Source organism: Acinetobacter sp. 1000160, from assembly GCF_000588715.1.
GTDB lineage: Bacteria > Pseudomonadota > Gammaproteobacteria > Pseudomonadales > Moraxellaceae > Acinetobacter > Acinetobacter courvalinii.
Map to the genome: position 1 here is coordinate 80,124 of NZ_JFWP02000011.1, position 21,763 is coordinate 101,886.

11 protein-coding genes are annotated in these 21,763 nt (G+C 46.3%); 5 read left to right on the plus strand and 6 right to left on the minus strand.

Annotation, left to right across the window (positions count from 1 at the left end; translation table 11 throughout):
* Positions 1 to 40: 40 nt before the first annotated feature.
* Positions 41 to 1,630 (minus strand): peptide chain release factor 3, encoded by a 1,590-nt coding sequence (locus J699_RS01685; RefSeq protein WP_005283326.1) that lies wholly within the window; start codon positions 1,628 to 1,630, stop codon positions 41 to 43.
* Positions 1,631 to 2,001: 371 nt separating this feature from the next.
* Here J699_RS01685 and J699_RS01680 point away from each other — a divergent pair, with 371 nt between their 5' ends.
* The gene (locus J699_RS01680; protein WP_032871077.1) at positions 2,002 to 2,694 is read left to right on the plus strand and encodes a hypothetical protein; all 693 of its coding nucleotides are present in this window, start codon (positions 2,002 to 2,004) and stop codon (positions 2,692 to 2,694) included.
* 128 nt (positions 2,695 to 2,822) lie between these two features.
* Here the strand turns inward: J699_RS01680 and J699_RS01675 are convergent, their stop codons facing one another.
* On the minus strand, positions 2,823 to 4,232 hold the full coding sequence (locus tag J699_RS01675) for a methylenetetrahydrofolate reductase C-terminal domain-containing protein (protein ID WP_032882979.1): 1,410 nt from the start codon (positions 4,230 to 4,232) through the stop codon (positions 2,823 to 2,825).
* Between the two features lie 385 nt (positions 4,233 to 4,617).
* Between J699_RS01675 and J699_RS01670 the strand changes: the two genes are divergently transcribed.
* The 4 genes from J699_RS01670 (at position 4,618) to J699_RS01655 (ending at position 7,904) form a co-directional block, all read left to right on the plus strand.
* Positions 4,618 to 5,586 carry a DUF1852 domain-containing protein gene (locus J699_RS01670; protein WP_005228639.1) on the plus strand — a complete coding sequence of 323 codons (969 nt, stop codon included), beginning with the start codon at positions 4,618 to 4,620 and terminating at the stop codon, positions 5,584 to 5,586.
* Between the two features lie 36 nt (positions 5,587 to 5,622).
* Positions 5,623 to 6,651, plus strand: coding sequence for a methionine synthase (locus tag J699_RS01665; RefSeq protein ID WP_032871074.1), 1,029 nt, complete (start codon positions 5,623 to 5,625; stop codon positions 6,649 to 6,651).
* An 87-nt stretch (positions 6,652 to 6,738) separates the two neighbouring features.
* Positions 6,739 to 7,230, plus strand: coding sequence for a flavin reductase (locus J699_RS01660; RefSeq protein WP_032871072.1), 492 nt, complete (start codon positions 6,739 to 6,741; stop codon positions 7,228 to 7,230).
* A gap of 287 nt (positions 7,231 to 7,517) precedes the next feature.
* The gene (locus tag J699_RS01655) at positions 7,518 to 7,904 is read left to right on the plus strand and encodes a carboxymuconolactone decarboxylase family protein (protein WP_032875794.1); all 387 of its coding nucleotides are present in this window, start codon (positions 7,518 to 7,520) and stop codon (positions 7,902 to 7,904) included.
* A gap of 59 nt (positions 7,905 to 7,963) precedes the next feature.
* On the opposite strand, the gene J699_RS01650 is transcribed toward J699_RS01655, so the two are convergent.
* From J699_RS01650 to J699_RS01635, 4 genes are all read right to left on the minus strand, one after another.
* The gene (locus tag J699_RS01650) at positions 7,964 to 8,848 is read right to left on the minus strand and encodes a LysR family transcriptional regulator (protein WP_032871068.1); all 885 of its coding nucleotides are present in this window, start codon (positions 8,846 to 8,848) and stop codon (positions 7,964 to 7,966) included.
* A gap of 20 nt (positions 8,849 to 8,868) precedes the next feature.
* The gene (locus tag J699_RS01645) at positions 8,869 to 9,600 is read right to left on the minus strand and encodes a helix-turn-helix domain-containing protein (RefSeq protein WP_032871066.1); all 732 of its coding nucleotides are present in this window, start codon (positions 9,598 to 9,600) and stop codon (positions 8,869 to 8,871) included.
* A 271-nt stretch (positions 9,601 to 9,871) separates the two neighbouring features.
* Positions 9,872 to 10,672 carry a trimeric autotransporter adhesin/peptidogylcan-associated protein TpgA gene (gene tpgA / locus J699_RS01640; RefSeq protein WP_032871379.1) on the minus strand — a complete coding sequence of 267 codons (801 nt, stop codon included), beginning with the start codon at positions 10,670 to 10,672 and terminating at the stop codon, positions 9,872 to 9,874.
* Between the two features lie 69 nt (positions 10,673 to 10,741).
* Positions 10,742 to 21,616, minus strand: a complete 10,875-nt coding sequence (locus J699_RS01635; RefSeq protein ID WP_032871377.1) for an ESPR-type extended signal peptide-containing protein — start codon at positions 21,614 to 21,616, stop codon at positions 10,742 to 10,744.
* Positions 21,617 to 21,763: the final 147 nt, after the last annotated feature.

Genomic DNA, 21,763 nt, shown 5'->3' on the forward strand with positions numbered 1-21,763 from the left:
ATTAAAAACAGCCTCTAATTAGAAGCTGTTTTTATACAGTTTAGTGTTCTCGTGTGTTACGGAACTGGATATCTGGCCAGCGTTCTTGCATTAACTGCAAGTTTACACGGCTTGGCGCCAGATAAGTTAAGTGACCGCCACCATCAACTGAAAGCTGATCATGTGCCTTTTTCTTAAACTCATTCAGGATTTTGTCATCATCACAGTGAATCCAGCGTACCGTATGAACACTCACTGGCTCATAAATACAGTCCACCTTATATTCTTCTTTTAAGCGATAGGCCACCACATCAAACTGTAACACACCGACTGCACCGACAATCAGGTCATTACTGATTTGTGGCATGAATACCTGAGTTGCCCCTTCTTCAGATAATTCTTTCAAACCTTTTTGCAATTGCTTCGATTTCAAAGGATCTTTCAAGCGTACACGGCGGAACATTTCAGGGGCGAAGTGTGGAATACCGGTAAAGTGCAAGCTTTCACCACTGGTAAAGGTATCACCGATCTGGATGGTACCGTGGTTGTGCAAACCAATGATATCCCCCGGCCAAGCTTCTTCCAGATGCTCACGCTCACCCGCAAGGAACGTCAATGCATCACTGATACGCACGTCTTTACCGATACGTACATGATTCATTTTCAGACCTTTTTCATATTTACCTGAGCAAATACGCATGAAGGCAATCCGGTCACGGTGTTTCGGGTCCATATTGGCCTGAATCTTAAACACAAAGCCAGTAAAACCTTCTTCTTTGGCTTCAACCATACGTTCTTGAGTTGGATGTGCTTTCGGTTCTGGTGCCCAGTTAATAAAGGTATCCAGAACATGATCCACGGCAAAGTTACCCAATGCGGTACCAAACAGAACAGGGGTTTGCTTGCCTTGCAAGAATAGTTCACGGTCCAGTGGTTCATTGGCCATCTGCACCAGCTCAAGAGATTCTTCAAAAGAAGCCCATGCCAACTCACCCACTTTTTCACGAATATCCGGATGGTCATAACCATCACGAACATCGATATCGGTAATGGTTGAACCAAAACCAGCTTTATAAACATAAAGCTTGTCTTCAAGCAGGTTATAGACACCCGCAAAGTCACGTCCCATCCCTAAAGGCCAGGTGATCGGTACGCAACGGATATTCAGGACACTTTCAATTTCATCCAGCAATTCCAATGGCTCACGGATTTCACGGTCCATTTTGTTAACGAATGAAATGATTGGCGTGTCGCGCATACGACACACTTCCATCAATTTAATGGTTCGTTCTTCAACACCTTTGGCGCCATCGATCACCATGAGTGCCGAGTCAACTGCCGTCAAGGTACGATAGGTATCTTCCGAGAAGTCTTCATGTCCCGGTGTATCCAGCAGGTTGATGGTGTGCTTTTTATAAGGGAATTGCATCACCGAGGTGGTAATCGAAATCCCACGCTCTTTTTCCATTTCCATCCAGTCGGATGTAGCAGAACGGTCAGACTTACGGCTTTTTACCATCCCAGCAACCTGAATGGCCTTACCCCATAACAGCAGTTTCTCTGTCATGGTGGTCTTACCCGCATCGGGGTGGGAAATGATCGCAAATGTGCGTCGTTGGGCAACCTGTGCCGCTAATTCATCTTTAAACATGCGAAAAATCTACAATTTTGTGCACCCCTCTGTATCTGCAAATGGAGATAGAGGCAGAGAGCGTGCGAAAGAATTTAAAATTGGCGTAATTGTAGCAGATTTAAAGAAAATATTGATTGATTGTTGAAAGGCTGCCCGCTAAACAGGAGCAGTTGTATCCGCAGTTTCCAGAACCGGTTGATCTTGCATCATCGCCAGCATCTGCAACCGCTCCACACCCAGTTCATCATTTTAACTTTTCAGCATGCTCAGATCTCGCTCAACAATACATTTTGAGTGGAAATTACTGCGGCTAAAGTCAATGAGAGAAATTTACGAAATTCATCTATAATTAAAGGCTTATAAGTTTAATAAAATAGATACCACACAATATGGCTCAAAAACTATTCACGCTTGTGGCCCTGACCAGTTTAACTGCCTGTTCAACGCTTCCGCCTCAATATACATACCACCCCGTGCTTCAGGATAAAATTATTGCAATTGGGAAAATGACCACCCCAACCCAGCAGCAGATTGTTTTTGCTGGAGAACGTTATACCTACATAGCGGATCAGGGCGGTGCAACCGTCTTTAATATCATTCAGCATACGCGTCCTGAGCAACGCTCCTTGATGAATCAACTACCGATACAATTTGAAATGCTGTCTGATACCCAGTTTAAAAGCACCTTAAGACTTCGTTATAATCAACCCATCGGCCTGCTACCAGCCAGTGAATATCAGCAATTAAAAGCCTTGGGCTTTACCCAAACCACCACCCACTGTACTTCGGCATTAGTCCCGATTGAAAACTGTGAATATCCTTTAGCATCGATTGATCTTTCTGGGCAAATCTATCAACAGGTTGCCAATCAACAAGCCATTCCCTATCAATTAAAACAGCCCTATCCAATTTCCATCGTGAAAAAAGTGGAACAACATCGTCAGGGTAGTTTTAAGAAGAAAGCCAAAGAGGTGGCCACAGGGGTCGCGATTGTGCCTTTGGCGATCGTTGGTGCGGTGATTTATGTGCCGGTTGTCTTGGGTGCGACGCTACTGTCAGGAGGAAAGTTAGAGTGGCATTAACGTAACCCAATGAACTCAACAAGAGGCGCTTGCTCAGGTCTAATCTCAGCCATAAAAATGATGCGTGGCACTGCATTGCCCTACGCTGCAACTGTCTTGTAAAGAACAGACTGGAACAATGGCGACAATCAATGTGATTCTGAGTGTTTAAACCAGTTTTTCCATGAACTGGTATAACGGGTTTCAATTGAAATCGCAGGAATTAGTTTACTTCTCAATAGCTCGGTTTGGCCTAGGTGCTTCGCCAGTCGGGCTTTGACCGAATGGATACACTCTCGGTCACCAAACTCGCACCGGTCTAAACTTGTCCCGCCACAGGGACCATTGGCAAGCCCTTTGGGACAGGTTTCAGGGCAGATATACAGCGTGTCATCCAGACGGCAGTGCCCACAACTTTCACAGCCCACCAGTGGATGTTTGCTCCAATGTTCCATTTTCAATAAAAGCTGATCAGGCCGAGCCTTATTCCAGAAATTGGCTTTAAAAATAAAACGGCCAACCCCGAGCGCCGCATGAGATGCAAAAAAAAGCTGATGCATTAAATGCATTTGCTTATATTTAAAAATCTGGGCTGGGGGGACAGGTTTTGAAAAAGTGGCCAGCTCAGGTTTAAGCTCAAGCCCTGAATCCATTTTCCACAATTGTTTCCAGGCTTTTTCACAGGTTGCTAAAGACCAGTTTTCATATTGCTTTAAAAACTGTTCCAGTTTTTGTTGTTCTTGTGGCTTATGACAAGCTGATAAATGCACTCCAACAAAACCGAGATGTTTACAGATCAGGATCTGCAGCGCACAACGCGCATAGACATTTGCTTCCGCCTGAACAGGATCAGCCTCGTATTCACTTTTCAGGACATGCACAATATGCGCTGGAATCACCAGTCCGGCAACCTGATGTTTCAGCATAAATTGCGCGCGTTTTAAGCTCAGCGGCATGACGCAGGCAATTAAAGGAAATTGTTTGTAATGCTGAGAGATAAAGGATTGACTGTGCTGAAGACAATCCAGATCAAATCCAAGCTGGGTAATCAGAAAGTCTGCGCCTGCTTTGATCTTTTTATGTAGTTTCAGATATTGGGCATCCCGCTCTGCTTCCGTATATTTAAACGGATTAAAAGCCACGCCGATATTAAACAGATGCCGTTGTCTGGCTGCCATCACAGCACTCACAGACTCGAGATAACGAGTCCGTTGCGCCGGGATTTCGCGGCCAAAATTATGATTCTTCAGTTTATCGCCGCTTAGTAAAAGCAGGTTGTGATATCCACGCTGCTCGGCCTGATTGAGAAAGCGTTCAAATTCTTGAATATCCCGACCTTTACCTGAAAAATGCAAAAGTTTTTCAATCTCAGGCGCGTATTGTTGTGCCAACTCTAATGGCGCAGAGTCTTCATCGCTATGCACACGATCAGCCAACGTCATCATGGCAGGATAGCCAGCCAGACTTAGGGGAACTGCCAGCGTATCACGGTTAGAACATAGATATTCCACCAGAATACAGAATTGCTTTTGCTCTAAGCACTGAGAAAATAAAGACATAATGAAAAAATTTAAAAAGGGAGAATTCTGGGCCATAGCGCAGGCCTGAAATTATAAGGGATATACCTTGAAAGTAAACCGGAGGAAAGTTTTACAATTTCTGAGGTCGTGAAATGGCCGTGAGAGCGCATAAAATTTCTAAACATGAATTTCACTCACTTTTCAGTGAAACAAAATCATTTTTATTCATGTCATGTTTCAAGTATAAATTACTGCATGCTCTTCACACGAGACAATCTGAGGATTGATTCTGATGAAGCCACTTTGGCAAATATCAGAACCGACTGAAAATCCGATTGACTGGGAGACTCCAAAAAATTGGAACATCCGGAAAGGGCAACGAAGCAATAAGGTTTTATCTCAGAATTTAGGGTATCAGATCATCATGAGCAAAGAGTTTACATTTACGATTAAGCGCATTAGTTTCGATGAAAACTATCAGCCCTCAGACAATACGCGGATCACCACCAACTTTGCCAATTTGGCCAGAGGTGAAAGTCGCCAAGAGAATCTGCGCAATACCTTAAAAATGATTAACAACCGTTTCAATAGTCTGGCGCATTGGGATAACCCGACAGCAGACCGTTATTCTGTCGAACTTGAAATCATTTCGGTTGATATTGATGTTGAAGGTAAAGGTGAGACCTTCCCGACCATCGAAATCCTGAAAACCAATATTGTGGATCATAAGAATAATCAACGCTTTGACGGTATTGTCGGAAATAATTTTTCCTCATATGTGCGCGATTATGATTTTAGTGTATTACTGCTGGAACATAATAAAGACAAGGCGCAATTTAGCCTTCCAGAAAACTATGGTGAATTGCACGGGAAAATCTTTAAATCATTCCTGGACTCAAATACCTATAACAGCAACTTCCATAAATCGCCAGTGATTTGCCTGAGCGTTTCCAGCAGCAAGACTTATCATCAAACTGCAAATCAGCATCCGGTGCTGGGCGTGGAATATCAGCAGGATGAATATTCGTTAACAGATCAGTATTTCGAGAAAATGGGCTTAAAAGTTCGCTATTTCATGCCGCCAAATAGCGTGGCGCCGTTGGCCTTTTACCATCGCGGTGATCTGCTGGATGATTATACTGACTTGGAACTGATCGGCACGATTAGTACCATGGAAACCTTCCAGAAAATCTACCGCCCAGAGATTTATAACGCGAATTCAGTCGCAGGAAAAACCTACCAGCCAAGCTTGAAGCATCAGGACTATTCATTAACTCGTATTGTTTATGACCGGGAAGAGCGCAGCCAGTTGGCGATTAAACAAGGCAAATTTACTGAAGAACAGTTCATTAAGCCTTACCACACGATTCTTCAGCAATGGGCTGCAAACTAATTACTTTATTCACCTAGATAAACAAGATTATTGATTATGAACCGATTATTACCGACGTCAACTGCTGGCAGCTTACCAAAACCGTCTTGGCTGGCAGAGCCAGAAAAACTCTGGTCACCTTGGAAGTTGCAAGATGAGCAGTTAATTGAAGGCAAACAGGATGCATTGCGCCTGTCCTTACAAGAACAACGCCATGCCGGTATTGATATCGTCAGCGATGGTGAACAGACCCGCCAGCATTTTGTCACCACCTTTATTGAACATCTGGACGGCGTCGATTTTGAAAAACGTGAGACCGTGCGTATCCGTAACCGCTATGATGCAAGTGTGCCTTCAGTGGTCGGTGCCGTATCTCGTCAAAAGCCGGTGTTTGTCGAAGATGCCAAGTTTTTACGTCAGCAAACCAGTCAACCAATCAAATGGGCGCTGCCAGGTCCCATGACCATGATTGATACGCTTTATGATGGTCACTATAAAAGCCGTGAAAAGCTGGCGTGGGAATTCGCTAAAATCCTGAATCAGGAAGCACGAGAACTTGAAGCTGCTGGTGTTGATATTATTCAGTTTGATGAGCCTGCATTTAATGTGTTCTTTGATGAAGTGAATGACTGGGGCGTGGCAACTTTAGAGCGTGCACTGGAAGGGCTGAAATGTGAAACCGCGGTCCACATTTGCTATGGTTATGGCATCAAAGCCAATACCGACTGGAAAAAGACACTGGGTTCAGAATGGCGCCAATACGAAGAAGCGTTTCCAAAGCTACAACAATCTAAAATCGACATCATCTCACTCGAATGTCAGAACTCTCGTGTGCCTATGGATCTGATCGAACTGATTCGTGGCAAAAAAGTGATGGTGGGTGCAATTGACGTTGCCACTAATCAGATCGAAACACCTGAGCAAGTTGCAGATACGCTGCGTAAAGCGCTTCAGTTCGTCGATGCAGACAAGCTCTACCCTTCGACCAACTGTGGTATGGCACCCTTATCACGTCAGGTGGCCACAGGCAAACTGCATGCTTTAAGTGCAGGTGCCGACATTGTTCGCAGAGAACTCTCCGCTTAATATTTACCGAACTGTGGAACGACAAGGGCTGCAGCAGGTAGCCCTTGCTCTATTCAGACAGCTCGGATTTGATTTGGGAATATCGTGATGATTGAAGCGACAGACTTTAGAAACGCAATGTCTTTATTAACCAGTGCCGTTAGTGTCATCACCACGGCTGGCTTGACGGGGCGTTATGGCTTTACGGCCTCTGCCGTATGTAGCGTGACCGATACGCCACCGACCTTACTGGTCTGTATGAATCAGGCATCCAGTTCCCATGTCCATTTTGTAGAAAATAAAGTGTTAAGCGTGAATGTGTTAAGCGCGCAACAGCAGCATATTTCTACGGCATTTTCATCCCGCTTAAGTCCGGAAGAAAGATTTAAACATGGCGTCTGGACAGAGTTAGAAACCGGTGCCCCGGTATTAAAAGATGCACTGGTCAATTTTGATTGTGAAATTGAGCAGGTTCAGGCCGTGGGAACCCATACCATTTTCATTTGCCGCATCGTCGCCATTCAGCAAGGCCAGCATGAGCACAGTCTGGTTTATTTTAATCGTGCTTATCATCACGTCGGGCAGACAGAAATCGCTTAACTTTCACAACAGTCCATGATCTCTTTTGCACCATTCGAAACCTACTCCAGACATGCATCGCAACAGCTCAAATGATTGGCTACAGCCTTTGTGGATATCGCTTCACTTATCCACAATTGAGGCACTACCGAGATTGAATCACTCATCCTCTTGTTTGAAAATTTCCTTTACTCAACTCGAGAACCATCAGTCCATTGCAATGACTTTAGCTTCCTGAATGATTCAGTTAGGATGAAGAGGGTTTCGTAACCTCACACTTTCCGTTGCATGCTTAAAAGAGTAAGAATATGTCACAACAAGATTTTGAAAATGGATTAAAAGTTCGTACCGAAGTCATGGGCGAATCATTTGTAAAACGTGCACAGGACAATACCGTTCCTTTTACGCAACCGTTGCAAGACTGGATTAATGAGCATGCCTGGGGATCGACTTGGCAACGTGAAGGTGTACTGCCCCGTAAATATCGCTCGCTGGTCACGATCGCCTTCCTGACCGCACTAAAAAGTCCAACCGAGTTGAAAGGACATATTCGAGGCGCGTTAAACAATGGCGCCAGTGTCGAGGAAATACAGGAAGTATTATTACATAGCCTGCCTTATTGCGGCGCACCCGCCACTCAGGAAGCCTTTAGGGCAGCACTTGAAGTGATTAATGAATATCAGAATGCTCAGTAAAACAAGAAAAAAGCCCTTAAAAAATAAGGGCTTTTTCTGATCAGCTGTTTAAGACGAAACTAAAAATAGCGTTTTTTCACCATCTCTAAAAATGAACGGGCTTTTTCATTGTCCATACTTTGAGACTTTACGATGCCGACATTCAAATGAAGCGGAAAATCTTTTAACTCAATACGTTCTAAGCCATTATTCTTTAAACTAAACTTATCAAAAAAAGGTTTCGGGAAAATACCCAGCCCTTCGCCTCTCAAGATGCTTTGCAATTGCAGCTCAAGCCCAAAAACTTCCCGATTAATATAGAATCCCAGATTCCGTTCATATAACAGTTTGGCCAAACTTTCCCGGAAGCAGCAGCCTTCCGGATGCAAGATCCAGCCTTTTTTACTGCACTTTTCGAAGTTGCTGTATTTATAAGCCTCGCCCCTTTTACAGACCACTACAAATTCAAGTGTTCCAATTTTGGAAAACAGCAAATCAGCAGGAATATTGAGATTAGAGGGAATCATAAAAGTTGCCAGATCAATCTCTTCCAGCTGAATTTGCTGGATCAGGCTACGTCCCCAGCCACTCGAAATATCAATATTTGTCAGTACATCCGTTTTCTTCGCTTCAAAGGCAATATATTCTATTAAATCATTTGCAAGTGTATGGGGAATGCCAATCTTGACTTGCTTTGTATAATGTTCTTCGACTTGATAACTAAAATTTGCCAGAGCCTCTAATTCCTTTAAAATCAAGCATCCCTTGAGATAAACCTTTTCTCCCAAACTGGTGAGTTGTAACGGTCTGGTTTTACGGTTAAACAATACCCCTTTGAATATTTCTTCCATATTACAAATACGTTTGGTCACCGTTGACTGATTCACCCCGAGCTTTTCGGAAGCAATGGTAATCGACTGGTTATCGACAACGTAAATAAAGGTTTTTAAATCCCGAATATCCAAATTCTCTGCCTCACATTGGGTTATTTAAAATATTTTCTGAACTGATAAGGCGAACATCCTGTCCATCCTTTAAATGCACGTGTAAATGCGCTATGTTCCGTATACCCCAATGTGTAAGCGATATCCGATAAGCTCACCTCTTTATCCTGCAATAAAAGTAATGCCTTCTCATGTCTTTTGCGTTTTACTAACAGTTTAAATTCTTCTCCTTCATTTTTTATTTTTTTAGATAAAATTCGCGGTGTTAATTTCATTTTTTTCGCGACTTTTAATAAATAAGGTTCTCCCTCAGAAAGGGTATTGTTAATCTGCTGATTAACTTTCTCGATAAAATCGATCGACTTTTTATTTTCATATACATAAGGATTGGCTGCAAAAAATGCCTCCATACATATTTTGTTAAAACTTCTGCAAATGGTGACAGAGTCAAAAAAATAACTCGAACATAATGCACTTTTATAATCGGACTCAAGATTGGATTCAAATATACAATGAATATCTTCTGCTTCCAGCCGTTCAACTAAATAGGCCACCCCCTTTAAAAATTCCGTTTCAGTAAAACTATGATCTAATAACTCACACTTATAGACCAAGATAATACGAAAGAACTCCTGAGATAAATCATCGATAATCGAAAAAAACTTTTCAACATCTAATAGAAAAAAAACCACGGCATGTTTTAAATCTTTATTACCGATTTCAATAAGATGCAGTTTTATATTTCTTTCGCAATGTAAAAAAGTATGAAACATACATTCTATCTCAGGATTTACTCCCCTATACCCTAACAAAAATTAATACGATTTATTTAACACCTTAGAACACAAAATCAATCAGTTTGGGAAAATTTTAAGATTTTATTTATTTTTGCTTTTTTTTCAGATTCATTTTTTCTTTTATATGCCTCTTACTTTACCATTTATTCAAAATATATAAATAAAAAAATAATTATTTTTCAATTATATAATTTCATTTAAAAAAGTGCAGGTGAAAAACACCCGCACTTTGTTCATTCAGATTCATTTACCATTGAATATTGACCCGGCGATTCGGTGCCAGACATTCCAACAACTGGGTATTGCGTGCCTGCCCTGAACAGTGCTGATAAACCTCTGTTTCTCCATGCGCCTGCACCTGTATACGAGCGGGATCAACGCCTTGCTGGATCAGCAATTGGATCACGGTATTGGCACGTTGCGTAGAAAGTGTTTGATTATAATTAAATGCTCCCAAACGGTCGGTATAACCTGAAATTGTTACCGGCTGATCAGACTGCTTAATTTGATCCGCCATCTCTGCCATATTGGCAGAACCCACTTCAATCGCGTTGGCATCGGAACGGTCGAAGGCAAAGAATACTACGCCAGATTGTGGAGTTGTCTGTGGTAATGGCGCTGGCAAGGGTGCTGGAATCACATTGTTGGTGCCCCACGCCATCAGCCCCTGACACTCCTCACCTTTCCAGGATAAACGGTTAGCAATGTAGTGCTTGTCAAAATCAATCCGTAGCTGACAGCGTTTATAGTCCTGCGTATTCGAAACACGGATATCCAGTACATAGTTCCAGGTCTTGACCGCAAAAACACCTTCACTAAAGTGCGGATTACCCAGGATATGACGGAACTGGTCCTTGTTCATACCGACATCTAAACGAGCCACATCGTTGTATTCATAACGTTTGACCAGTTTGAGATAGCTTTTATTCACTTCAGGAAACGTCACCTCCTGTGCTTGGGTTAACTCAACTTCACCCTGTGTTTCTGCCTGAATCGTGAATGCGGTACTTGCAAACACCATCAATGCTAAAGCTTGTATTTTTTTCATGTGTGCCTCTCTTGATTATTGTTGTAATCAGGAGAACCCGTCGGGTTCTCCTTGCTCTAGAATGGATGATTAGTCAAATACGCCACTCAGACCGACACGGAAACTTGGGTCACCCTGAGAAGCAGCCGCAACACCCGTAGTCAGTGACCAGCGTCCATTGTCAGCAGTTTTACGCAGGGTGACACCGACTGCATTTTCGCCACCATGATAAGCGGCCCCGACAGCATAGGTATATTTGCCCGAAATATACGGCGCAGTTTCAAGGGCCATAGCAGCAGCAACACCGGCATTGGCATGTTTTTTAACATCATCAATGCGTTGATTGGTGTCATAGAAAGCCTGTTGCATCTGATCGCCAAGGTTGGTAATCCGGTCACCTAAAGCCTTATCGGCATTATCCAGTGCCCCTAAAGCATCACCGACATTGTCATGTTTAGCGCCACCGACCTCATAACTTGGTCCAGTCCATCCCTTGGCTGGGTCATAGCCTGCACCACCACCAAGTGCTGCACCGACATCCTGATAAGACTGGTGTAACTGGCTACCGTTAATACCCTCTTGTGAACCTTTGGCAATCGCACCGTCAGCCACACCGGTGACTTTCTTGCCGCCCGCATTAATACCATCGGTGGTCATACTTGGACCTTGCTCGCCTTTCGGACCAGTGATACTGATGCCACCACCGGTAACAGTAGTTGAACCTTGATCGCCTGCGACAGTGACTCGATCTGCATTGACATCTTTCGCTGTAACGCTATCCACACTGATGTCTTTTGCCAGACCCACTTCATAGTCAGTACTACCATCTGCTTTAGTGGTTTTATTGACTGTAATATTATTGTCCGTATTGCTCACGGAAGACTTAGCTGCCTTGGCTGCCTCACCTGCCGCTTTCGCAGCATCACCTACCGCACCGATCGCATCGTTGATGTTGTCATGGCCTGTTCCACCAATATTGCTGGTGTTAATGGTTCCATCTGGATTCACTGTGGTATTACCACCGATTGCACCTGCAACACTGTCGGAAACATCTTTTAACTGTCCGCCATTGATCGCATCTTTCGAGTCTTTGGCAACTTCGCCATCTGCGACACCCGTAACTTTCTTGTCGCCAGCATCAATGCCGTCTTTAGTGACGCTTGGACCACCATCAATGTGTAAACCATCGCCATCTACTTTGGTACCGCCAGCCGTCACACTGTCGACGTCCAGATCTGGTGAAGTGGAAACTTGATAATCGGTGCTGCCATCCGCATTTTTGCTTTCTTTGACAACGATATTTTTACCCTCGCTGACAGAAGACTTGGCCTCTTTGGCTGCATCACCGATCGCACCAATCGCATCATTAATGTTGTCTTTACCTGTTCCACCAATGTTGCTGGTGTTCATGGTGCCGTCTGGATTGACTGTAGTATTGCCACCAATCGATTTTGCCACGCTATCTGACACGCCTTTTAACTGGCTGCCGTTGATTGCGTCTTGTGAATCGGCTGCAACCCGACCTGCCGCAACACCTGTAATCACGGTATTGCCCGCATCAATGCCTTTGGCCGTGATACTTGGTCCAATGTTATTGCCCATTGTGTCAACAAAGCCCAGACCGGTTGAATTCAATACAGTCCCGTTACCGTCCTGGTCTTTCAGCGTTACACCTTTAGCACCATATTCGGCTTCGTTCCCTTCACCGTCTTTAACCTGAGTGCCTTTCGCCGTCAGAACGGTTTCGTTGCCTTCATCATCGGTCGAAGTCACGCTATCGAACTTCACGTCTTTTGCGGTTGCAACTTCGTAGCTGGTACTGCCATCAGCATTCTTGCTTTCGGTTACGACCATGTTGTCACCCTCAGTGACCGTGGTTTTCGCCGCTTTGGCAGCAGCGCCTACCGCACCAATCGCATCATTGATGTTGTCTTTACCTGTACCGCCAACATCTGGATTGGTGTATTTGCCTGTGTTTGGATCGTATTGGGTATTACCACCAATAATGTTCTTCACACCTTCGCCTTGGGCATGCAACTGACTACCATTGATCGCATCGGTTGAATCCGGGCGAACTGCACCCGCTGCAACACCAGTGATTTTCTTGTTCCCTGCATTGATACCAGCCTTGGTGACACTTGGACCGCCAGCAATGGTCAATCCATCGTTGTTCAGAACACTATCGCCCGCCGTTACGCTATCCACTTTCAGGTCACGGTTCAGGCTGTACTTGATGTTGTTGCCATCTTTTGCGACTTGTAAGTTTTCTTCGCCATCTGCTGTGCCAATATCTACCGTGTCACCTGCTTTCACTGCGCCACTGTTGGCACCGTTAGATTGCAAGTTCCAGCCTTTGTCTAACTCAGTGATTGCATCACCTACGTTGTTGAGCTTGTTACCGTTCACCGTGTAGTTCGGCGCAGTCACGGTTCCGTCCGGATTCACCGTAGAGCCGCCACCTAGAGCATCAGATACGCTTTGCGCATTCTTCGCCAACTGGCTACCATTGATCGCATCTTTCGAGTCTGGGTTGATGTCACCATCTGCCACACCGGTGATCTTGCCGGTTGCGCTGTCAATTTTCACATCGCCGACTTGTACGGAATCAAAGTTCACATCACGTGCTGTCGCAACTTCATAGTTGGTACTGCCGTCAGCATTCTTAGACTCAGTTACCAACATGTTATCGCCTTGAGTGACTGTGGTTTTCGCTTCAACAGCTGCGCCACGCACCGAGTCAATTGCATCATGGATATTGTCTTTGCCTGTGTTACCCACGTTGGCTGTTGTCACAGAACCGTCCGGATTCAAGATGGTTTCACCACCAATCGAGTTCTTGACGCTGTCTGCCACACCATGTAACTGGCTACCGTTGACTGCTTCTGTAGAACCTGCTGCCACCGTACCATCGGTTACACCACTGATTTTGCCAGTCGCTCCATCAATGTTGACGTTACCAACTTTCACCGAGTTAAACTCAACATCATCAGCCGTTGCCACGGTATAGATGGTTTGTCCATCTGCACCCGTCGTGCTATCGACAGTCATGTTCTTGCCAGCTTCAACTTCGGTTTTTGCAGCCGCAGCTTCTGCTTTAATGGCATCAGCAACCGTGTCATAGCCTTTGTCATTCACTGTGAATGGACCATTCAGCTTGCCACCTTCATTGGTGACACCGCCACCCAGAATATTGCCGACTGAATCTGCCGTATCATGCAACTGACCTCCATTAACTGCATCTTTCGAGCCTGCAGCCACTTCACCGTCTGCCACATTGGTCACTTTCAGACCACCCGCATCAATTCCGGTACGGCTCACGCTTGGTCCAACCGATTGACCATTTGCATCTGTAAATGCCAGACCTGTGCTGTTGACCAGTGTGGTATCACCCTGCGCAGTCTTGACGGTGGTGCCAGCTGCTGTCTGTGCAGTGCTGTTGCCTTGCGCATCTTTAACAATGGTGCCACCGGCAACAATCGACGTGCTATTGCCAACCGGGTCCTTAACTTCAACCCCGGTGTTATCCAGACGAGTATTACCTGCCGTCACGCTGTCCACGTTCAGGTCACGATTCAGGCTGTAATTGATGTTGTTGCCTTCTTTCGCCACTTGTAGGTTTTGTTCACCGTCTGCGGTACCGATATCGACGGTATCGCCTGCTTTCACAGCGGCACTGTTGGCACCGTTAGATTGCAAGTTCCAGCCTTTGTCCAGTTCAGTAATTGCATCGCCGACATTGCTGACGTTGTTGCCGTTGACTGTGTAGTTCGGCGCAGAGACTGTACCGTCTGGATTAACAGTTGAACCGCCACCTAGGGCATCAGATACACTTTGGGCTGTGCCGTGTAACTGGCTACCGTTGATCGCTTCTGTAGAACCTGCTGCAACCGTACCATCGGTCACACCGCTGATTTTGCCAGTCGCTCCATCAATGTTCACATCACCGACTTTCACCGAGTTAAACTCAACATCGTCAGCCGTCGCCACGGTATAGATAGTTTGACCATCTGCACCTGTCGTACTGTCAACGGTCATGTTTTTGCCAGCTTCAACTTCAGTTTTTGCACCCGCTGCAGAGGTCTTTAACTGATCCATATTGACTGCATCAGTACCATCGGTTCCCGCTGCAACATTAGTGATCTTGTTACCTGATGCATCAATACCAGATTTGGTTACGCTTGGACCACCGGCAATGGTCATACCATCGTTGTTAAGTACAGTATCACCTGCTGTTACGCTATCCACTTTCAGGTCACGGTTCAGGCTGTACTTGATGTTGTTGCCATCTTTTGCAACTTGTAGATTTTCTTCGCCATCTGCGGTACCAATATCAACGCTATCACCCGCTTTCACTGCGCCACTGTTGTCACCGTTCGATTGCAAGTTCCAGCCTTTGTCCAGCTCGGTAATTGCATCACCAACATTGTTCAGGTTCGTGCCATTTACGCTGTAGTTCGGCGCAGAGACTGTACCGTCCGGATTAACAGTTGAACCGCCACCTAGGGCATCAGATAAACTTTGGGCTGTGCCGTGTAACTGGCTACCATTGATCGCTTCTGTAGAACCTGCGGCAACCGTACCATCGGTCACACCACTGATTTTGCCAGTCGCTCCATCAATTTTCACATCGCCAACTTGTACGGAATCAAAGTTCACATCACGTGCTGTCGCAACTTCATAGTTGGTACTGCCGTCAGCATTCTTAGACTCGGTTACCAACATGTTATCGCCTTGAGTGACTGTGGTTTTCGCTTCAACAGCTGCGCCACGCACCGAGTCAATTGCATCATGGATATTGTCTTTGCCTGTGTTACCCACGTTGGCTGTTGTCACAGAACCATCCGGATTCAAGATGGTTTCACCACCAATCGAGTTCTTGACGCTGTCTGCCACACCATGTAACTGGCTGCCGTTAACCGCTTCTGTAGAACCTGCTGCCACCGTACCATCGGTCACGCCACTGATCTTGCCAGTCGCACCATCAATATTCACATCACCGACTTTCACCGAGTTAAACTCAACATCATCAGCCGTCGCCACGGTATAGATGGTTTGTCCATCTGCACCCGTTGTACTATCGACAGTCATGTTCTTGCCAGCTTCAACTTCGGTTTTTGCAGCCGCAGTTTCAGCTTTAATCGCATCAGCAACTGTGTCATAGCCTTTGTCATTCACTGTGAATGGACCATTCAGCTTGCCACCTTCATTAGTGACACCGCCACCCAGAATATTGCCGACTGAATCTGTCGTATCATGCAACTGACCGCCATTGACTGCGTCTTTCGAGCCTGCTGCCACTTCACCATCGGCCACATTGGTGATCTTGTTACCTGCTGCATCAATACCTGATTTAGTGACACTTGGACCACCAGCAATGGTCATGCCGTCGTTGTTGATTACGGTATCGCCCGCAGTCACACTGTCTACGTTCAGGTCACGATTCAGGCTGTACTTGATGTTATTGCCATCTTTCGCCACCTGTAGGTTTTCTTCACCATCTGCTGTGCCGATATCAACCGTGTCACCTGCTTTCACAGCACCACTGTTGGTACCGTTCGATTGCAAGTTCCAGCCTTTGTCCAGCTCGGTAATTGCATCACCAACATTGTTCAGGCTCGTGCCATTTACGCTGTAGTTCGGCGCAGTCACGGTGCCATCTGGATTAACAGTTGAACCACCACCTAGGGCATCAGATACGCTTTGAGCTGTGCCGTGTAACTGGCTACCATTCACTGCTTCTGTAGAACCTGCTGCCACCGTACCATCGGTCACGCCACTGATTTTGCCAGTCGCACCATCAATATTCACGTCACCGACTTTCACCGAGTTAAACTCAACATCATCAGCCGTCGCCACGGTATAGATAGTTTGGCCATCTGCACCCGTCGTACTGTCGACAGTCATATTCTTGCCAGCTTCAACTTCGGTTTTTGCACCCGCTGCAGAGGTCTTTAACTGATCCATATTGACTGCATCAGTACCATCGGTTCCTGCTGCAACATTAGTGATCTTGTTGCCTGCAGCATCAATACCAGATTTGGTTACGCTTGGGCCACCCGCAATGGTCAATCCATCATTGTTCAGAACACTATCACCCGCAGTCACGCTATCCACTTTCAGGTCACGGTTCAGGCTGTACTTGATGTTGTTGCCATCTTTTGCTACCTGTAAGTTTTCTTCGCCATCTGCGGTACCGATATCAACGGTATCACCTGCTTTCACTGCGCCACTGTTGGCACCGTTCGATTGCAAGTTCCAGCCTTTGTCCAGTTCAGTGATTGCATCGCCGACATTGTTCAGGCTCGTACCGTTTACGCTGTAGTTCGGTGCAGAGACTGTGCCGTCCGGATTCACGGTTGAACCGCCACCTAGAGCATCAGATACACTTTGCGCATTCTTCGCCAACTGGCTACCGTTAATAGCATCTTTCGAATCTGGATTGATATCGCCATCGGCCACATTGGTGATCTTGTTACCTGCTGCATCAATACCTGACTTGGTCACACTTGGACCGCCAGCAATGCTCATACCGTCATTGTTGATCACGGTATCGCCTGCTGTCACACTATCTACTTTCAGGTCACGGTTCAGGCTGTACTTGATGTTGTTGCCGTCTTTCGCAACTTGCAGGTTTTCTTCGCCATCTGCTGTGCCGATATCAACGGTGTCGCCTGCTTTCACTGCGCCACTGTTAGTACCGTTCGATTGCAAGTTCCAGCCTTTATCTAACTCAGTGATCGCATCACCGACATTGTTCAGGCTCGTGCCGTTTACGCTGTAGCTCGGTGCAGAAACTGTACCGTCTGGATTCACGGTTGAGCCACCCCCTAGCGCATCCGCTGTGCTTTGTGCTGTATTGTGTAATTGGCTACCGTTGACTGCATCTTTGGAGTCAGCCGTGATATCGCCATCTGCCACGTTGATCACTTTAGTACCCGCAGCATCAATGCCTGACTTGGTCATGCTTGGGCCACCAGCAATGGTCACACCGTCTGTATTCATCACGGTATCACCCGCAGTGACGCTGTTCACGTTCAGGTCTTTAGCCAGTTCAATTGCAACTTTGCCGTCTTGAACTTTGGTGCTGATGTTTTCGTCCGCACCCACCACATCCACGGCTTCGCCTAGTTTCTTCTGAACAGTGGTGCCGTCTTGTGCAGTCAAGCCAAAGCCTTTATCGGTCAAGTCCTGGCTAGCTTGGTTGAGTTGATCCACATTCACCGCATCAGTACCATCTGTACCGGCTGCAACACCTGTGATTTTACTGCCCGCTGCATCAATACCTGACTTGGTTACGCTTGGACCGCCAGCAATGCTCATACCGTCATTGTTGATCACGGTATCACCTGCAGTCACGCTATCCACTTTCAGATCACGGTTCAGGCTGTACTTGATGTTGTTGCCATCTTTCGCAACTTGTAAGTTTTCTTCGCCATCTGCAGTGCCGATATCAACCGTATCACCTGCTTTCACTGCGCCACTGTTGGCACCGTTAGATTGCAAGTTCCAGCCTTTGTCTAATTCAGTGATTGCATCACCAACATTGCTGACGTTATTACCATTCACCGTGTAGTTCGGTGCAGAAACGGTACCGTCCGGATTCACGGTTGAACCACCACCTAGAGCATCAGATACGCTTTGCGCATTCTTCGCCAACTGGCTACCGTTAATCGCATCTTTCGAATCTGGATTGATATCGCCATCGGCCACGTTGGTGACTTTATTACCTGCTGCATCAATACCAGACTTGGTCATGCTTGGACCACCAGCAATGGTCATGCCATCGGTGTTCATCACGGTATCACCTGCAGTGACACTGTTCACGTTCAGGTCTTTGGCCAGTTCAATCGCCACTTTGCCGTCTTGAACTTTGGTCGTGATATTTTCATCTGCACCTACCACATCGACTGCTTCGCCCAGTTTCTTCTGAACAGTGGTGCCGTCTTGTGCAGTTAAGCCAAAGCCTTTATTGGTTAAATCATTGCTTGCCTGATCTAACTGGTCTTTGTTAACAGCGTCAGTGCCATCCGTACCTGCTGCAACACCAGTAATTTTATTTCCAGCTGCATCTATACCAGACTTGGTCACGCTTGGACCACCCGCAATGGTCATGCCATCGTTGTTGATCACGGTATCGCCCGCAGTCACGCTATCCACTTTCAGGTCACGGTTCAGGCTGTACTTGATGTTGTTGCCATCTTTCGCAACTTGTAAGTTTTCTTCGCCATCTGCAGTGCCGATATCAACGGTATCGCCTGCTTTCACTGCGCCACTGTTGGCACCGTTAGATTGCAAGTTCCAGCCTTTGTCCAGCTCGGTAATTGCATCACCGACATTGTTCAGGCTCGTACCGTTTACGCTGTAGTTCGGTGCAGAAACTGTACCGTCCGGATTGACAGTTGAACCGCCACCTAGAGCATCAGATACGCTTTGCGCATTCTTCGCCAACTGGCTACCGTTAATGGCATCTTTCGAATCTGGATTGATATCGCCATCGGCCACGTTGGTGATCTTGTTGCCTGCTGCATCAATACCTGACTTGGTCATGCTTGGACCACCGGCAATGGTCACACCATCGGTGTTCATCACAGTATCACCCGCAGTGACGCTATTCACGTTCAGGTCTTTAGCCAGTTCAATTGCCACTTTGCCGTCTTGAACTTTGGTCGTGATATTTTCATCTGCACCTACCACATCAACCGCTTCGCCCAGTTTCTTCTGAACAGTAGTGCCGTCTTGTGCAGTCAAGCCAAAGCCTTTATCAGTCAAGTCTTGGCTCGCTTGGTTGAGTTGATCTACGTTAACTGCATCAGTTCCTGCAACACCTGGGCCTACATTACTGATGGTCGTGCCCGCTGCATCAATACCAGATTTGGTCACACTTGGACCGCCAGCAATGGTCATGCCATCGTTGTTGATCACGGTATCGCCCGCAGTCACGCTATCTACTTTCAGGTCACGGTTCAGACTGTACTTAATATTGTTGCCATCTTTCGCAACTTGTAAGTTTTCTTCGCCATCTGCAGTGCCGATATCAACCGTATCACCTGCTTTCACTGCGCCACTGTTGGCACCGTTCGACTGTAAGTTCCAGCCTTTATCCAATTCGGTAATTGCATCACCGACATTGCTGACGTTATTGCCGTTCACTGTGTAGTTCGGTGCAGAAACGGTACCGTCTGGATTCACGGTTGAACCACCACCTAGCGCACCAGCTGTGGTTTGACCAAGTTGGTCTACGCCATCCTGTACACTTCTTAACTGGCTGACATTCACTGCATCGGTATCTGCGGCACCCGCAGAGACATTCTGGATACGGCGTTCATTGCCAGCAGTACCGACTGAAACTACCGAGCTTGGCGCTGCGGTACCCGTACGGTAAGCTGTACCTGTTGCAGTCGATGTCTGACTACCTGAACCCAACGCTACATCATCAGCATTGGTTGCTACCGCATTTGAACCTAGTGCTACACCATTGGTTGCTTGCGCATTGGCAGTATCACCCAGAGCAACCGCACCTGCTGCCGCAGCTGTCGAAGCATTACCTAGTGCAACTGAACCTTGACCAATCGCTTTGTTTTCATTACCGATTGCAACCGCGCCATTGGCAGCAGTATTACCTGCTGTATCACCTGCTGCCGTATTGTTTCGGCCCAAGGCCACAGTACCGTTACCATTGGCGGTGTTCGGATCACCCAGTGCAACCGCACCGTCGCCAGTGGCTTTCTGGTCACGACCAATCGCAACTGCACCACCTGTGCTTGAAGCCGAATTGGCTGTGGTTGTACCCGAACCCATGGCAACATTTTGCCCGGTTGCACCAGTGGTGACGCCATTACCGACTGCAATATTATTGCTGCCACCAGATGCGGTTGCCGCATTCAGACCCATAGCAATATCATTATTGCCTTGTGCTTTGGCTTTATCGCCTACCGCGACACTAGAGGTTCCATTGGCATTAGCTTCATTGCCATAGGCTGAAGCATTTGCACCCGTTGCTGTAGCCTGACGGCCAACCGCTGTGGTCTGGTTACCTGTACCTTTGGCACCTGTACCGACCGCAACCGAATCAGCACCATCGGCATTGGCTGCGGTGGCAGGATCATAGTTGGCTGCTGTCGAAGTACTGCTACCAATGGCAATCCCACGTACGCCTTTGGCCGTTGAAGAGTGCCCCATGGCAATTGCATTAGTTGCCCCAGCTGCCACGGTTGCCGTATTACCGATGGCAGTAGAAAAATCAGCATCTGCCCAGCTAAGGCGCCCCATTGCAATTGCAGTATTACCTGCAGCGCGGTTATTTACCCCGATGGCAACATTTGAGTTACCACTCGAGATCTCGTTACCAATTCCCAGTGCTGTATTATAGCCTAAACCAGAGGTCAGGTTACCCTGACCAATCGCCACATTCTGGAAACCGCCCGTCCCATCTGAAACGTTTGAGTTACCAAGAACTGTCGCGCCACCTGGATTACTGACCTTGTTATTACGACCAATCGAGGTTGAAGCGCCTGGTAAACGATCCACACCAGTAGGATAGTTATTCACTCCCGTTCCACGGCGGTTGGCTAATTGTTGTGCAATAGTTGGATTCGTACCAGTAACGCTACTACCACAACCGATTGCAACACCATTTGGACCACTGACACTAGCTTCACTAGTACCACATTGTGAAGCGGTCGGTGACAGCGCCATACTGGTACCATCATTTGATGTACCACCACCTGTATTGGTCGCAGCAAATGCGCCTGTACTCCACAACACCGAGCTGATGGTCAGTGCCAGCACTGTGGTGATTGGTTGGTATATTATTGATTTTTCTATATTTTGTTGGACTAAGGTCGAAGTTTGTAAATCAGTATTTACTGTTACATTACGTTTTTTAGTAACACCACGTGCATTTTCCGAAACCACAGTCCATAAATTAAGACTTTTGTTCCAGACTAAACGATAGATTTTATTCATTGAATGTGCGCCTACACAAAGGGTTAAACGCGCGAAAATTAACCGATAACACCCAAATAAACTTAACAGTTGTTCTTATTTTTTAACAATTACAGCTTATTTTTAGTAAAAAGTGTGCACTATTCCTCAAATGCATAATAAAAAACA